Here is a 14,548-nt window from a genome sequence, read left to right on the forward strand (position 1 = left end):
GCTCCGCACCCTGCCCCGGGCGCCGGTGCGGCGCAAGGGGATTTCCGGTCCCGGACCGCCGTCAGGAGGACGATCCGATGAGGGCCACCCGTTCGAGGACGCCTTCCGCGACCTCCGGGGGGAGCGGGAGGTTGCCGGTCCCCTCCGCGAGGTCCGCCCCCTCCTGGCCCAGGGAGTAGGTCCAGAAGTCGCGCATGACCTCTCCCACCCCGTCGTCGTAGCCGCACTCGTAGGCGAACACGTGGTTGACCCGCATGATGGGGTAGCCGTCCCCCGTCACACGGCCGGTCAGGGAGAAGTCGCCGCCGGTCAGGTCGATCTGCTCGGCGGCGGCCCGGGCCGCCTCCCCCTCCGGGAAGAGGACCTGCTGCTCGGGCCCGTAGAGGGACGCGACGTACAGGCCCATCTCCTGGGCGCGGGCGACGTTCGCGAAACCGATGGCCCCCGGCGTCTGGGCCACCATCTCGGCCACGCCCTCGTCCCCGGACGCGACCCGCACGGACTCGCCCCAGCCGCCGGGGGCCCACTCCGCCTCCGTCTCCAGGTAGCGCTCGAACACCTGCGCCGTGGAGGCGCCGTCGTCGTGGCGGACGGCGGTGATGGGCCCCGAGTAGCCGTCCGGCCCGGTGAACTCGCTGTCGGCCAGGTCCCCGTAGTCTGTGACCCGACCGCTGAAGATGTCGGCCAGCGCCTGCGCCGACAACGTCACCTCCTCGCCATCCTCGATGTTGTGGATGATGGCGACGGAACCGGTCAGCACGGGGAACTGCACCACGGGACAGCCTCGGGCCTCCTCGGCGGCGGCCGCCTGGTCGGCGGTGAGAGGGGCTTCGGAGGAACCGAAGTCGGTGGCTCCGTCGACGAACTCCTGCGCTCCGGCCCCGGATCCGACCGGCTGGTAGGAGATCTCCGCCCCGGGCTGCCGCTCCCCGTACTGCGCGGCCCATGCCTCCAGGGTCGGCCCCAGGAAGGTGGAGCCGCTGCCCGTGACCACCCCGCTCAGCGTGGAGGGCTCCGCGCTCGGTGCCACCGCCGCGTCGAAGTCCCCGGTCCCGTCGTCGCCCTCCACTCCCCTCAGGCCGTCGAGCAGTAGGGCGGTCACGCCGACCCCGCCGACGAGGGTCACCGCCAGGGCCCCGGCTCCCAGGGCCAGCGGCCACACCCGCCTGCGGCGGGGAGGGGGCGCCGCCCCCGCGGGCCGCAGGCCCCCCGGCGGCACGGGTCCGTGGGGCGGCGGCCCGCCCGGGGCCGGTGACGGGCCGTTCCCCGGCAGCGGGGTCGGGGCTCCCGGCGGAGCCCCCGTGGGCCGTCCGCCGGGCGCGGTGTCCCCCTGGTCCCAGTGGGCGCGAATGAGCCCGGTGACGATCGTCGTGTCGTCCTGCTCCCGGGGTACTCCCGCCACGGCGTGCACCAGCTCCGAGGCCCGGGGCCGCAGCGCCGGGTCCTTCGCCAGGGCCCGGCGCACCGGCTCCGCCAGCTCCGCCGGCAGTCCGTCCAGGTCGGGCTCCTCGTGGAGGATGCGGTACATCAGGGTCTCCGCGCCGCCCTCCCCGAACGGGGAGCGCCCGGTGGCGGTGTAGGCGGCGACCGCGCCCCAGGCGAACACGTCGGCCTCGGGGCCGCTGTCGCCGCGGTAGCGCTCGGGGCTCATCCAGGCGGGCGAGCCGATGAGGCCGCCGGTCCGGGTGTGCGAGGTGAGGTCGGCGGCGCGGGCGATCCCGAAGTCCAGCACCTTGGGGCCGTCCGGCGCCAGGATGACGTTGGCGGGCTTGAGGTCGCGGTGGACGACCCCGGCCGCGTGGATGGCGGCGACCGCCTCGGCGATGCCCGCGGCCACCACCCGGGCCTGCCCGGCGGGCAGGGGGCCGCCGACGCGCACCCGCCGGGCCAGCGTGGGCCCCGGCAGGTAGGCGGTCGCGTACCAGGGGTGCTCGGCGTGGGCGTCGTGGGCCAGGACCGGTGCGACGCACAGCGCACGCACCCGCAGCATCAGCTCGACCTCGGCGGCGAAACGGGCCCGGAACTCGGGCTCCCCGGAGAACTCGTCGCGGACGACCTTGATCGCCGCCCACCGGCCGTCGGGGCCGGTCGCCCCGTAGACCACCCCCATGCCTCCGGCGCCGAGTCTGCCGTGCACGGTGAACGGCGGGATCGTGCGGGGGTCGGACGCCCGCAGGGGCGTGAGGTCGGGTGCCGGCTGTCGCATGGGTGTCCTCGGTTCGGCGTGGCCCGCTCGGGTCGGGTCGGGTCCGTCCCGTTGGACGCCCGGGACCCCCGAGTCGTTCAACCCGATTGGAGACAATACGCCCTTAAGTCCGATATCGAGAAAGGGATCACCCGAAGATCATGGGGATTTCACCGCCTCCTTGTCCGATTTCCGGCCACGAGCCGGATCATGGAGGAGTAGAGTCCGAAAAGCGGACAGTACGGTGCCCCCGGCACCCTGGTCCCGTTCCCCGGAGCGCTTCGGGTCCCGGCACGCACAAGCCGACGCCCGCCCGTCGTGGCGCCCGCCGACTCCGGGAGACCGATCACCGATACGGCCGATGTCGCGCCGTTTCCGGGAAGCACCGTTCTTCCTTTTCGACGAGGACGAACCACAATCGGGGAATTCCGATGGCCTATTACCGTATTCAGCTGAGCGACGGCTCCTCCCACACGGTGCAGGCGGTGCGCCTGCGCACGGACGCCCGCAGCCTCTACCTGGAGGAGCGCACCGCGGGGAACTGGCGCGAGGTGTTCGCCAACCCGCTGACCGACGTGGCGCGGGTGCAGCGCCGCTTCACCGAGAACGACGGGACCTGGACCTGGCTCAACGAGCGGCTGCCCGCTCCGATCGGCGGCGTCCGGGCCTGGTGACCCGGTGGGGCCCGGTCGCCCGGGCCCCGCGGGACACCCCTACCAGGGCAGGACCCCGTGGGCGTCCGGATCGGACGCGCCTGCCAGGTGCCCCCACAGCACGCCGTTGGGGCCGTCCCCGGGCAGGGTCGCCAGGTGCAGGACCACCCGCGCCCCCTGCTCGGCGGTGCGGGTCCCCGCGTGCCCGTTGAGGTCGGTGGCGCAGTACCCGGGGTTGGCGGCGTTGACCTTCGCCCCGGCGCCGGCCAACTCCTTGGCGTACAGGGCGGTCGCCATGTTCAGGGCCGCCTTGGAGGCCGGGTAGGGGAGGCCGCCGCTGAGCCCGAAGAACGGGCCCTCCGGGTCGGTCAGCGTGCCGATCGAGCCGATCTCGCTGGACACGTTGACCACGCGGGGCGCGGGCGAGCGGCGCAGCAGCCCCAGGAAGGCGTCGGTCACCGCCACCGGGCCCAGCAGGTTCACCTCCAGCACCTCGCGGAAGGCGGCGAGGTCGGTCGCCCCGGCCGCGCCCCAGCCCAGGGCCACGCCCGCGTTGTTGACGAGCACGTCGAGCCGCCCGTGGTCGTGCGCCACCCGCTCCGCGGCCGCCGCGACGCCGGCCGCGTCGGTGACGTCGATCTCCAGCGGGTGCGCGGTCACCCCCTCCTTCTCCAGCGCGCGCACCGCCTCGGCACCGCGCCCGGCGTCCCTGGAGCCCACCAGCACGGTCATGCCCTCCAGCCCCAGCAGACGCGCGGTCTGGAATCCGATACCCCTGTTCGCCCCGGTGACCAGGGCGATCCTCGTGTTCGTCTCGCTCATGCCGCCATCGTGCGCCCGCCCGCGGCCCGGGCATAAGGGCACCGCGCAGCGTGGTACCGGCGGTACCACTGTCATCCGGTCCGGGATCGGGCAGGCTGGACGCGAGGGAGAGGAGACGCCATGGACCGCACCGGACTGGCGGCCTTCCTGCGCGCCCGCCGCGCCGGGCTGACCCCCGCCGACGCGGGGCTGCCCGACACCGGGCGGCGCCGGGTGGCGGGGCTGCGCCGGCAGGAGGTCGCCCAGCTGGCCGGCATCTCGGTGGAGTACTACGTGCGGTTGGAGCAGGCCCGGGGCCCGCACCCGTCCCGACAGGTGCTGTCCGCCCTGTCCCGCGCCCTGATGCTGGACACCGACGAGCGCACCTACCTGTTCCGCCTGGCCGACGCGGAGGCCCCTGCCGCCCGGACCCCGAACCGCGAGGTGTCCACCGCCGTGCGGTACCTCATCGACGGGCTGCCGACCACGCCCGCCTACGTGCTGGACGCCGGGTACGAGGTGCTGGCCTGGAACGCGGTGGCCGTCCACTTCATCGGCGACATGGGGGCGCTGCCGCGGGAGCGGCGCAACATCATCGAGTGGATGTTCGCCCGACCCGAGCCGGACCCGCACTGGGACGACGAGAACACCGACTGCTTCGCCCGCTACTCGGTGGCGGACCTGCGCACCGCCTACGCCCGGTACCCGGGGGACCCCGGCATCACCCGGCTGGTCACCTCGCTGCTGGGGGCCTCGCCCCGGTTCCGGGAGATGTGGGAGTCGCAGGTGGTGCGCCAGCGGCGCGGGTTCACCAAGCGGATGGACCATCCGGCGGTGGGGCTGCTGGAGTTCGAGTGCCAGGTGCTCCACGTGCCGGACGGGGACCAGCGGGTGATGCTGTACTGCCCCGAGCCGGGGTCGGACACCGAGCGGGCGCTGCTGCGGCTGGCCGGACAGGCCCCGCCGAGCCCCGACGGGACGCCCGTCCTCCGGCCGGGCCGGGCCCCGTGCGGCCCGGGGGACGTGGTGGAGGTCCCGGCGCCGGAGGTGGTACGCCGTTCGGCCGGGACCGTGTGACCTCGGGCGCTGTCGTGATCACGGAGAGCATGTGTAATCTGCCTTCGGGTCACGAGTGAGGGGAACGCCATGGACGGTCGCACCGGGAACGGTCGTCTGCGGCCGTCGGCCGTGCTCGGCGACCTCGCGCGCGCCGCGGTGCCGCCGCTGCTGCCCGCCGGACTGTCCGCCGCCGCGGCCTGCGCCGCCCTGTCGGCGGAGGCGGCGACGGGAACCCCGGTGTCGCCGGTCCTGCCCGTCCTCGCGCTGGTCGCCCTGGTGGCGGGCGCCCCGGTCTCGGTGGCCGCCGTGCTGCTGGTGGGCGCGGCCGCCGTGCTGGGCCGCCGCGCGGACCCGGCCGGGGTCCGCCGCCGCGCGGTGCGCGCCGCCCCGGCCGTCCTGCTGTGGGCGGTGCTCCTCGCGGCACCGGCCGCGGCCCTCCTGTTCCTGGACCCGGCGCCGTGGCACCTGGTCGCGGCGGCCGCCGTGCTGCTCCCGCTGCTACCCGCCCTGCTGCTGGCGGTCCCGGTCTCCGTGGTGACCGGCCGACCGCTGCACCGGGTTCTGCCCTCCACCCTGACCCCGCGCGGGCTGCGCGCGCTGCTCGGCGGGCTGCGCTCCGCGATCCCGGACCCCGGGCGCACGGCGGACCGGCCGTCGATCGCCGCACCCGTCCCGGTGGCGCTGCTGCTGGGAACGGTCGTGGTGTCCGGTGCCGCGTGGGGAGCCGCGGGCCCGGGCGCACAGGCCCCGGACGGCCCGGAGACCGTGCACATCGAGGCGTCCGACGGGGTCGAGCGCCGTTTCTCGGTGGACCTGGCGGTCCCCGACGAGGGCTCCCGGGCGGACGCCCGGATCGGCGACCACCAGGTGGACGCCTTCTGGCGGAGCGGCCCGGCCGAGGGAGCGCCCACCCTGTACCTGCGGGTGTGCCCGGTGACGGAGTCCTGCGAGGACGGCGCCCCGCAGGCACTGGACGTGACCGCCACCGGGCCCGAGTCGATGCGGCTGGTCCTGCTCACCTGCGCGGAGACGGGCTGCCCGGACACCGGCTCGGGCGGCGCGCCCGAGGGCGGGCCCGGTGACACGGACCCCGATCCCCTGCCCCCCGCCGACGCCGTCACCGGCCGGAGCACCCCCGCCCCGGCCACCGGCGCGGACGCCCCCTCCTGCACACCCCCGGACTGCACACCCCACGCCTGACCCCGCCGCCCAGCCGGTGCCCCCGGCGGGAACGCCCCGGGAGCGAACCGGGAGCAGGGGTCGGCACCGCACGGGCAGCGCCCCGTGCCAGGTGCGCCGGGAACGCCGCGCAATCACGAACGGCACCGCACGGACGGCGCCCCGCCTCTCACCGGCAAGAACGATCCGGTGCGAGCACCCCCGAACCTCCCCGCGGGACAACCAGGGAACAACCGTCGGCACCCCGTGTCCCGTACCGGGGCGCGCCGGGAGCAATGCGCAACCACGAACGGCACCGCACGGACGGCGCCCCGCGCCTTGTGCCGGGGTGCGCCGGGAGCGAACCGGGAGCAGGGGTCGGCACCGCACAGACGGCACCCCACCTCCCACCGGCGAGAACAGCCCCGTACGGGCACTCCCCGGACCTCCCCACGGGACAACCGGGGGACGACCGTCGGCGTCATCACCCTGTTCGCCCTCCCCATCCCCCGGAGCACCCGTGTCCCTGCCGTCTCCTCCGCCTCCCCCGTCTCTCCCATCTCTCATGCCTCAGGAGGACCGCTCCCCCGCGCCGCCGCGCACATCGGCCCTGGTCCGCGAAGGCCTCCGGAGGGGCGGCGGGCCCCTGGTAGCGGCCGCGGCCCTGTTCTTCCTGCCCTGGTGGCTCCTGCTGAGCGCTGTGCTCATCGGCGAGGAGCTCCACCCCCCGGACCCCGGAGCGGTGGGGCCCCTGGACGGCCTCAACCTGGCCGCGGCGCTGTGCCAGACGGCCGGGTTCCCGGTCTTCCTGGCACTGACCGCCCTGCTCGGCTTCGGCCACCGGGTGGGCCGGCCGGTCGGGTTCGGCGGAGCCCTGCTCGGTGTGCTCCGGCGCCTCCCCGCCCTGATCGCGTGGGTGCTGCTGTGCGGCGCCGTACCGGCCGTGCTGCTCCTCGCGGCCGCCGCGCCCGCCCTGCTGACCGGCTTCTCGCTGCCGGGGAGCGCGGTCTCCGCGGTCCTGGTCCTGCTCTGCCTGCCCGTCCTGGCGGCCGTGTACCTGTCGCTGCCGACCGCCGTGCTGCACGGTCTCCCCCTGGGCGTGGGGATCCGGGACGCCTGGAGGATGGCGAAGGGGCGGCGGATCCGCTCCCTCCTGGTGCTGCTGCTCTCCCTGGCGGCGTTTCCCCTCAACGCCCTGCCGACCACGCTCGCGCCGGTCCTCGCCGACGACGCGGTCCTCGGGCTCCTGGTGGCCACGGCCGCCGAGATCCCGCTGGTCCTGCTCCTGCAACCGGCGGCGGCCCTGATGGCGGCCTCGCTCGCGATCCCTCGCACTGCGCGGGGATGACGCGGGCCCGGGGCCGCGCGGCGGACGGAGCCCCGTGTCCGGCGTGCGGGAGGGCCGTCCGCGCGGTATTCGGCGGGCCGAAGGGGCCCGGGGGTTGTCGCTAACGTTGACGGCACGCCCCGCCCCCCGGCCGCGGCCGCCCGGCACGGGTACGAGAAGTGGAGAACAGCCATGAGCGAGACACCCCCCGAACCCGACGAGAGCAGACCCGACGGCGGGCCACCGCCGCCGCGGCGGCGGGTCAACCGGCGCGAGCAGATCCTGCGCGCGGCCGCCGACGTGTTCGCCACCCAGGGGTTCCACAACACCTCGCTGGCCGACATCGCGACGATGCTGGACATCACCCCGGCCGGGGTCCTGCACCATTTCGGCTCCAAGACGGGCCTGCTCACGGCGGTGCTGGAGCTGCGCGACGACACCGAGCCGGCACCCGGGGGCAGCCCGATGCTGGACCACCTGGTGACCACGGCCGAGCGCAACTCCGAGCGCCCCGGCACCACCCAGCTGTACGCGGTGCTGTCGGCCGAGAGCGCCACCGAGGACCATCCGGCCCAGGGCTGGTTCCGGGAGCGCTACACGGTGCTGCGCCGGGACATCGAGGGCGCGATCCTGGACCGGCTGGGCCCCGAGCAGCGCGGCCCCGCTGGCGCCCCGGGTCCCGGGGGGCACTCGCCGGCCGGGGCCGCGGCGGCCGCCGTCATCGCCGTCATGGACGGCCTCCAGGTGCAGTGGCTGCTGGACCCCGAGGCGGTCGACATGGCCCTGGTGACGGAGACGGTCATCGACGCCCTCGTGGCCCGGCTGGCCCGGGGCGAGTGATCCGGCCCGGGGTGGGAGTGACCCCGGGGCGGTGACGGAGAACGGCCCGTTCCGGATGTCCGGAACGGGCCGTTCCCGCACAACGCCCGGGGGCGCCGGGGACCGTGCGGTCCCCGGCGCCCCCGGGCGTTCGAAGCGGTGGAGTCCGCGGAGCCTACTGCTCGCCGTGGACGGAGCCCGGCGGGATGGAGCCGTCGGTGACGTACGGCTCGCCGGTGACGCTCTCGGACTGCCACTCCTCCCAGCTCAGCTGCCAGAAGCCCCAGCCGTTGTTCCACTCCTTGATGCGCTCGGTCCCGGTGGTCTCCACGACGTCGCCCATGAGGGTGTTGTCGAAGAACCACCTGGCGTCGTCCATCCGCATGTTCGTGCACCCGTTGGAGGTGTTCGCGCTGCCGATGTTGCCGTTGTAGGACGCCTCGTGGAAGAACTCGCCGCTGGTGGAGGTCCGCACCGCGTACTGGACGTCGACCTTGTAGGAGCCCGGGCTGCCCTCGGGGATGCCCACGGTGCTGGAGTCCATGGTCAGGTGCTCGTAGCGCTCCATGAGCACGTGGATGCCGCTGCTGGTGGTGTCGAAGTTGCGGCTGGCCTTGCCGTTGCTCACCGGGATGGTGCGCTCGTGCTCGCCGTCGACCGTCACGACGGCCTCGTGGTCGGGCACGTTCATGGTGACGATCAGCTCGCGGCCGATCTCGAAGTCGATCTTGGTGTTGCGGACGCCGTAGACGCCCTCGGAGGCCTCGACCCCGGCCAGGTGCGCCTCGACGGAGACCTGCTGGTACGGGTCCCAGTGCTCCTCGGGGCGGAAGGCGACCCGCTTGTCGTCGAGCCAGCGCCACGACCCGGCGACACCCTGCTCGGAGGTGATGCTGATGGAGTTCTCGACCTGGGCCTTGTTGGTGACCGGCAGGTCGAAGGCCAGGACGATCGGCATGCCGACGCCCACGGTCTGGCCGTTCGCCGGATAGGTGCCGTAGGGGTCCAGCTCCAGGCGCTGCCCGGGGACGGCCGCCTCGGTGGTGAACTCCTGGACCAGCTCGGTGCTCTCGCCGGCCTCGTTCTCGGCGGTGGCCGTGACCGTGACCGTGGCGCCCGGGCGCAGGTTCCAGTCGCTGATCCACTCGGTGCCGTCACCGTTGAGGGTGCCGGTCATCTCGTACAGGGAGGGGTCTTCCTCCTCCCCGCCCTCGGCGGTGGCCTCGTCCGGCACCACCTGGTCGACCTTGACCTCGGAGATCGTGCCGTTCTCGGCGGTCACCGTGATGGGGGTGTTGGGCGCGACCGTCTCGGCACCGTCCTCGGGGGCGATGGCGAGGGCCGCGGGCTCCGCGCCGGCGGCCGGGTCGGTGCTGTTGCTCTGCGTCTCGGCGCCACCGGAAGTACAGGCGGTCGCCGCGAGCGCGAGCACCGCCAGACCGATGCCGAATCGGCTGAACGCCGACGGGTGGGTCCTGCCCGTCACGTCTGGACCTCCATGTTTCACCTCGAACGCCATGTGTCTACGCCACCTAAGACGCGCATGTGCGGAAAAGGTTCTGAAATCCCACACATCGGTACGGGACGGTTATCCGACAGGGGGATGAGGGGTCGGAACCGACGACGATACACCCTGGGGGTACCGCACCGAAGCCGTCCGATACGAGATTAGGGCCACCCGTAAACCACCCTGTACACGCGGGGGCCCGCCGTCTAGAATCCTGAGCACTTGCTCAGGTTTTCAGGAGGCCCGATGCCGTGGCTGTGGTTGGCCGGAGCGATCGTCTCGGAGGTGATCGCGACCACGTCCCTCAAGCTCTCCGAGGGCTTCACCCGCCTTGTCCCCTCGATCGTGGTCGTGGTCGGCTACGTCGGGGCCTTCTACATGCTGAGCCGGGCGCTCAGCCGGGGCATGGACCTGGGCGTCGCCTACGGGGTCTGGGCCGCGGTGGGGATCGCCCTGGTGGCGGTCATCGGGGTGGTGCTCTTCTCCGAGTCGCTCACCTGGGTCCAGATCGGCGGAATCGCGCTCATCATCGGCGGGGTGATGGCCCTGGAGATGGGCGGCCGCCATTGAGCGGGGGCGCGGGCTCGGCCCCGCCCACCGACGGGCGCCGGCTCAAGGGCGAGCGGCGCAGGCGTCTGCTCGTCGACGCCGTGCTGAGGGTCGTCGGGCGCGAGGGCGTGGCCGCGGTCAGCCAGCGGCGGGTGGCGGCGGAGGCGGGCGTACCGCCCAGTGCCGTCATGTACCACTACGCCTCGGTCGACGACCTGCTGCTGGCGGCCCTCACCCGGGTCAACGACTCCTACGTCGCCGCGCTGGAGGAGCTGGCGCGGGATCCGCGGACGGCCCCGCGCGGGCTGGCCGAACTCGTCGCCGCACCGGACCGCGAGCACCTGCGGGCCGAGTTCGAGCTGTTCCTGATGGCGGCGCGCCGCCCCGTGCTGCGTTCGGAGGCCGAGCGCTGGAGCCGGGCCGTGGACGCGTTCCTCGCCCCCTACCTGGACGACCCGGTCGACCGGGCGGCCGCGGCCGCCGCCGTCGACGGGCTGTTCCTGCGCGGCTGCCTGGAGGACCCGCCGCCCGGGGTCGAGGAGGTGCACCGGATCATCGTGCGGCTCGTGTCGCCTCGGAGTAGCGGCCCGGCGGGACCCCGATGACCGAGGTGAACTCCCGGGTCAGGTGGGACTGGTCGCTGAACCCCAGGTCCGCGGCCAGCCGCCCCCAGTCGGGCCGCTCCCCCAGCCGGGCGCGCTCGGCCGCCTCGTAGAAGCGGTACCGGCGGATCACCGTCTTGGGCGACAGGCCCAGGTGGTCGGAGAACCGGCGCTGCAGCCGCCGCACGCCCAGGCCCTCGCGCTCGGCCAGCTCCGCGACCGAGGTGACCGCCGGGTCGGCGGCCACCCGTTCGGCGATGTCGCGGGTGTCCTCGGCCGGGTGCCGCCCGGCGGGTGCCAGGCCGGCCAGGAACTCCTCCACCAGGGCCGTCAGCGGGACCGCCGAGGCGGGGTCGGCGGGATCGAGGCGGCGGGCCTCCCGCTCCAGCTCCGCGGCCCCGGGCAGGACCTCCCCCGCCGGCAGGGAGAGGTCGACCAGGTCGCTCAGGGGCCGGTCGGCGAAGGGGCGGAAGCCCGCGGGCCGGAACATCACGCCCAGCGCCCAGCCGCGGCCGACGAGGTACCGCCGGCCGATCCGCGTGGTGGGCCCGTGCACGACCGCGGTGCCCGCGGTGAACACGAGGTTCACCACCGGGTGGGCCAGCACCCGCTGGGTGTACGGCTCCCGCAGCTCCCACGACGCGGTCCAGTGGCGGTCCACGAAGCGGGCCAGCCCGGGCTCGGGGGCGGCGCGGTCCAGCCGGAACCGGGTGAGCCCGCGGTCCGGGTCGATGATGCCGCGCGCGTCCTCTGCCACGGGTCGCACGTCCATGCCACCAGTGTGCCCCGGGGCGCGGACACTCCCCGGGCGCGGTGTCGCGTTCCTTCAAGACCGGGGTGGGACCGGTGCGCCATGCTCGGAGGCGAACGCGAGAAGGAGCACGCCGTGAACGAGATCGCCGCACGCTACAGCCGCCTGTCCGACGCCTTCGCCGACCTGGTGGCGCAGGTCCCCGAGGAGCGCTGGGCGTCGCCCTCCCCCTGCGAGGGCTGGACGGCCCGGGACGTGGTGGGGCACGTCGTGGACACCCAGGGCATGTTCCTGGGCCTGGTCGGCCGCGAGCTGGGGGACATCCCCAAGGCGGCCGACGACCCGGCCGCCGCCTGGGACGCCGCCCGCGCCGTCGTCCTGGCCGACCTGACCGACCCCGAGCGGGCGGGGGCAGAGTTCGACGGGTTCTTCGGCCGCACGACGTTCGCCCAGGCCGTGGACCGGTTCCTCGGCTTCGACCTGATCGTGCACCGCTGGGACCTGGCCCGCGCCACCGGCCTGGACGAGGCCATCGACCCCGACGACGTGCGCTGGGCCCGCCGGGCGACCGAGTTCTTCGGCGACTCCCTGCGCTCCGAGGGCGTCTGCGGCACCGAGCTCACCCCTCCGGCCGACGCCGACGAGCAGACCCGCCTCCTCGCCCACCTCGGCCGCCGCTCCTGGTAGCCCCGCGGCGGTGCCCCCGGTCGGCCGTGTCCGGCACCCGGGGGCACCGGCCGTTCGTAGGACGGTCCCGCCGCGGGCGGACCCCCTGGAGCCGCCGCGATCGGCACCGGGCATCGCCTCCGGCACGGACACTCCCCGGGCCCCGCGACGGCGCCCCGCCGAGTGACACCCGCCCCGAACGGGCACCCCACGAAGCCACCGGTCACCACCCCCGGCACGGACACTCCCCGGGCCCGACGACGGCGCCCCGCCGGGTGGCACCCGTCCCGAACGGGCACCCCACGAAGCCATCGGTCACCGCCTCCGGCGCGGGTGCTCTCCGCACCCGGTCGGCGCCCCGCCGGGGCCGGACGGTGCGTCCGGCCCCGGCGGGGCGGTCATGGCCGGTGGCGGGCGGCGTCGCGGGCGACGCCGACCAGGAGGCGCAGCACGAGGAGGGCGGCGACGGCCAGGAGCAGCCAGGCCGCGCCGTTGAGCAGCTGGGCGCGGACGGTCATGTCCGCCCACTCCACGTGGGGGCCGTCGGTGACGTTGAACAGCCCCACCGACATCATGCCCGTGGCCACGGCCAGGACGGTGAGGACCGCCTGGCGGGCGAGCCCGCTCAGCAGCCGCCGGTCCTCAGGGTGGGCGAAGGGCCGCACCTGGATCGTGAACCGGCCCTTGTGCAGCTGGTCGGTGATCCGGTCCAGCCTGCGCGGCAGCCGCCGCAGCGTGGGCAGCAGCGCGACGATCTCGTCCACCGCCAGATCGCGCAGCGCCTCCCCGCGCAGCTGCTCCGACATGCGCTCCCCGGCGAAGCGCTTGGCCTCGGCGACCGTGTCGAACCCCGGCGACAGGTGCACCAGGGTGCCCTCCAGGGTGGCCAGGGCGCGGAACACCGCGGCCAGCTCCGCCGGGAGGGTGAGCCCGAACCGGGTGACGATGAGCAGCAGCTCGGTGAACATCCGCATGCTCGCCGTCATCCCGCCCTGCAGGTGGCGGGCCATGAACTGCCCCAGCGCCCGGCGCAGCCGCTCCCCGTCCACCCCGTCCGGGTCGGTGACCACGTCCAGCAGGGTGTCGGTGAGCAGCACGGCGTCGCGCCGGTCCAGCGCCACCAGCATGAGCCGCAGCGCCTCCCGGGTCTGGCCGTCCAGCCGGCCCACCGACCCGTAGTCGAGCAGCCCCACCCCGCCGTCGTCGAGCAGCAGGATGTTGCCGGGGTGCGGGTCGGCGTGGAAGATGCCGCTGATCATCACCTGCTCCAGCAGGCAGTCCAGCAGGGCGCGGGCGATCCCCTCCCCGTCGACGTCGGCGGGGTCGACGGCGCCCACAGAGACGCCGTGCAGCCGCTCCATCACCAGGATCCGCGTGCCGGTGTAGTCGTCGTACACCCGTGGGATGCGGACCCGCGAGTCCGGCGCGGCCTCGGCGACGGCGGCGATGTTGGTCGCCTCGACCTCGAAGTCCAGCTCTTCCAGCAGCGCCTCGGCGAACCCCTCCGCCAGGTCCACCACCCCGATGGCCGGCCCCCAGTCGGTGTACTCGTCGAAGCGGGCGGCCAGCCGCCGGATGATGTCGAGGTCGCGCTGGACCACCGGGGCGATCCCCGGCCGCTGCACCTTGACCACCACCTCCTCGCCGTCGACGAGCCGCGCGGTGTGCGCCTGGGCGATGGACGCCGCGGCCAGCGGCTCGGCGGAGAACTCGGCGAACACCTCGTCCACGGGGCGGCCCAGCCCGCGCTCGACCACCTCCCGGATCCGCTCCGCCGGTATGGGGGCGACCTCGCTGTGCAGCCGCCCCAGCTCCTCGACGAACACCGGTGGCAGCAGGTCGCGCCGGGTGGCCAGCACCTGCCCGAGCTTGACGAACACCACCCCGGCCTCCTCCATGGAGCGGGCCAGCGACCGGGCCAGCCGCCGCTGGGTGGAGGTGTCCTCGCCGTCCTCGCGGCGGCCGGTGACGTAGCCCCACAGCCCGCGCCGGGCCAGGATCCACGTGATCTGCCGGTAGCGGCGCACCCGCCCGAACCAGTGGGCCACCGCCAGGACCGTCTGCAGCGGGCGCGGCCGGGTGCCGCGCGGGATGGCGAGCTCCAGCCCCACGAAGGCGAGCATCGCCACGACGGCGGACATGGCCATGGTGACCATGACGTACTCCGGGCCGGGCGAGACGATGGGCGCCTCCGCCGACAGCCGCTCCAGGGAGCCGTAGTACAGCAGCGCCCCCGCGGCCGACCCCAGGATCAGGCCGACCAGACCGGCCAGCAGCAGCCGGGGCAGGCTGAAGGGCACCCCCATCATCCTGCTGGCCAGCAGGCCCACTCCGAGGAGCAGCAGGACGAAGAAGATCAGGGAGAAGATCTGGAGGATCCCCTCCCCCACGTAGACCATGGCGAGGTTCACGGACGGGGGCTCGCTTTCCGGCGGCGGTCGGTGGGAGGGCTGCGGCGCGAAGGCCCGTCA

Annotated in this window: 13 protein-coding genes; 8 read left to right on the forward strand and 5 right to left on the reverse strand. The window is 74.6% G+C overall.

What is annotated here, in order from left to right; translation table 11 throughout:
* Window positions 1-61: 61 nt before the first annotated feature.
* A complete protein-coding gene (locus tag KGD84_RS30535) occupies window positions 62-2,206 on the reverse strand; it encodes a serine/threonine-protein kinase (protein ID WP_220563760.1) in 2,145 nt (714 codons plus the stop codon).
* Window positions 2,207-2,616: 410 nt separating this feature from the next.
* Here KGD84_RS30535 and KGD84_RS30540 point away from each other — a divergent pair, with 410 nt between their 5' ends.
* Entirely contained in the window at window positions 2,617-2,859 is a 243-nt protein-coding gene (locus KGD84_RS30540) for a hypothetical protein (RefSeq protein WP_220563761.1), read from the forward strand.
* A 39-nt stretch (window positions 2,860-2,898) separates the two neighbouring features.
* Here the strand turns inward: KGD84_RS30540 and KGD84_RS30545 are convergent, their stop codons facing one another.
* The gene (locus KGD84_RS30545; protein ID WP_220563762.1) at window positions 2,899-3,660 is read right to left on the reverse strand and encodes an SDR family NAD(P)-dependent oxidoreductase; all 762 of its coding nucleotides are present in this window, start codon (window positions 3,658-3,660) and stop codon (window positions 2,899-2,901) included.
* Window positions 3,661-3,780: 120 nt separating this feature from the next.
* On the opposite strand from KGD84_RS30545, the gene KGD84_RS30550 reads away from it, so the two are divergent.
* The 4 genes from KGD84_RS30550 (at window position 3,781) to KGD84_RS30565 (ending at window position 8,023) form a co-directional block, all read left to right on the forward strand.
* Window positions 3,781-4,716: a helix-turn-helix domain-containing protein gene (locus KGD84_RS30550; protein ID WP_220563763.1), complete on the forward strand. Its 936-nt coding sequence runs from the start codon at window positions 3,781-3,783 to the stop codon at window positions 4,714-4,716.
* A gap of 69 nt (window positions 4,717-4,785) precedes the next feature.
* Window positions 4,786-5,898, forward strand: a complete 1,113-nt coding sequence (locus tag KGD84_RS30555; RefSeq protein ID WP_220563764.1) for a hypothetical protein — start codon at window positions 4,786-4,788, stop codon at window positions 5,896-5,898.
* Window positions 5,899-6,421: 523 nt separating this feature from the next.
* The gene (locus KGD84_RS30560) at window positions 6,422-7,204 is read left to right on the forward strand and encodes a hypothetical protein (RefSeq protein ID WP_220563765.1); all 783 of its coding nucleotides are present in this window, start codon (window positions 6,422-6,424) and stop codon (window positions 7,202-7,204) included.
* A gap of 171 nt (window positions 7,205-7,375) precedes the next feature.
* A complete protein-coding gene (locus KGD84_RS30565; protein WP_220563766.1) occupies window positions 7,376-8,023 on the forward strand; it encodes a TetR/AcrR family transcriptional regulator in 648 nt (215 codons plus the stop codon).
* A gap of 154 nt (window positions 8,024-8,177) precedes the next feature.
* Here the strand turns inward: KGD84_RS30565 and KGD84_RS30570 are convergent, their stop codons facing one another.
* Complete coding sequence (locus KGD84_RS30570; RefSeq protein WP_220563767.1) at window positions 8,178-9,488, reverse strand: L,D-transpeptidase; 1,311 nt, start codon at window positions 9,486-9,488, stop codon at window positions 8,178-8,180.
* Window positions 9,489-9,755: 267 nt separating this feature from the next.
* Between KGD84_RS30570 and KGD84_RS30575 the strand changes: the two genes are divergently transcribed.
* Both KGD84_RS30575 and KGD84_RS30580 read left to right on the forward strand, forming a co-directional pair.
* Window positions 9,756-10,079 carry a DMT family transporter gene (locus tag KGD84_RS30575; protein WP_220563768.1) on the forward strand — a complete coding sequence of 108 codons (324 nt, stop codon included), beginning with the start codon at window positions 9,756-9,758 and terminating at the stop codon, window positions 10,077-10,079.
* On the forward strand, window positions 10,076-10,663 hold the full coding sequence (locus tag KGD84_RS30580) for a TetR/AcrR family transcriptional regulator (RefSeq protein WP_255646897.1): 588 nt from the start codon (window positions 10,076-10,078) through the stop codon (window positions 10,661-10,663). The genes KGD84_RS30575 and KGD84_RS30580 overlap by 4 nt, the downstream gene beginning before the upstream one ends.
* Here the strand turns inward: KGD84_RS30580 and KGD84_RS30585 are convergent.
* The gene (locus tag KGD84_RS30585) at window positions 10,611-11,432 is read right to left on the reverse strand and encodes a helix-turn-helix transcriptional regulator (protein WP_255646898.1); all 822 of its coding nucleotides are present in this window, start codon (window positions 11,430-11,432) and stop codon (window positions 10,611-10,613) included. The two genes, KGD84_RS30580 and KGD84_RS30585, sit on opposite strands and share 53 nt — an antisense overlap.
* A gap of 114 nt (window positions 11,433-11,546) precedes the next feature.
* Here KGD84_RS30585 and KGD84_RS30590 point away from each other — a divergent pair, with 114 nt between their 5' ends.
* Entirely contained in the window at window positions 11,547-12,098 is a 552-nt protein-coding gene (locus tag KGD84_RS30590) for a TIGR03086 family metal-binding protein (RefSeq protein ID WP_220563769.1), read from the forward strand.
* Between the two features lie 377 nt (window positions 12,099-12,475).
* Here KGD84_RS30590 and KGD84_RS30595 read toward each other — a convergent pair whose 3' ends face one another.
* Entirely contained in the window at window positions 12,476-14,476 is a 2,001-nt protein-coding gene (locus tag KGD84_RS30595) for an ABC1 kinase family protein (protein WP_220565400.1), read from the reverse strand.
* Window positions 14,477-14,548 lie beyond the last annotated feature (72 nt).

This window comes from Nocardiopsis changdeensis (assembly GCF_018316655.1).
Taxonomy (GTDB): Bacteria; Actinomycetota; Actinomycetes; order Streptosporangiales; family Streptosporangiaceae; genus Nocardiopsis; species Nocardiopsis changdeensis.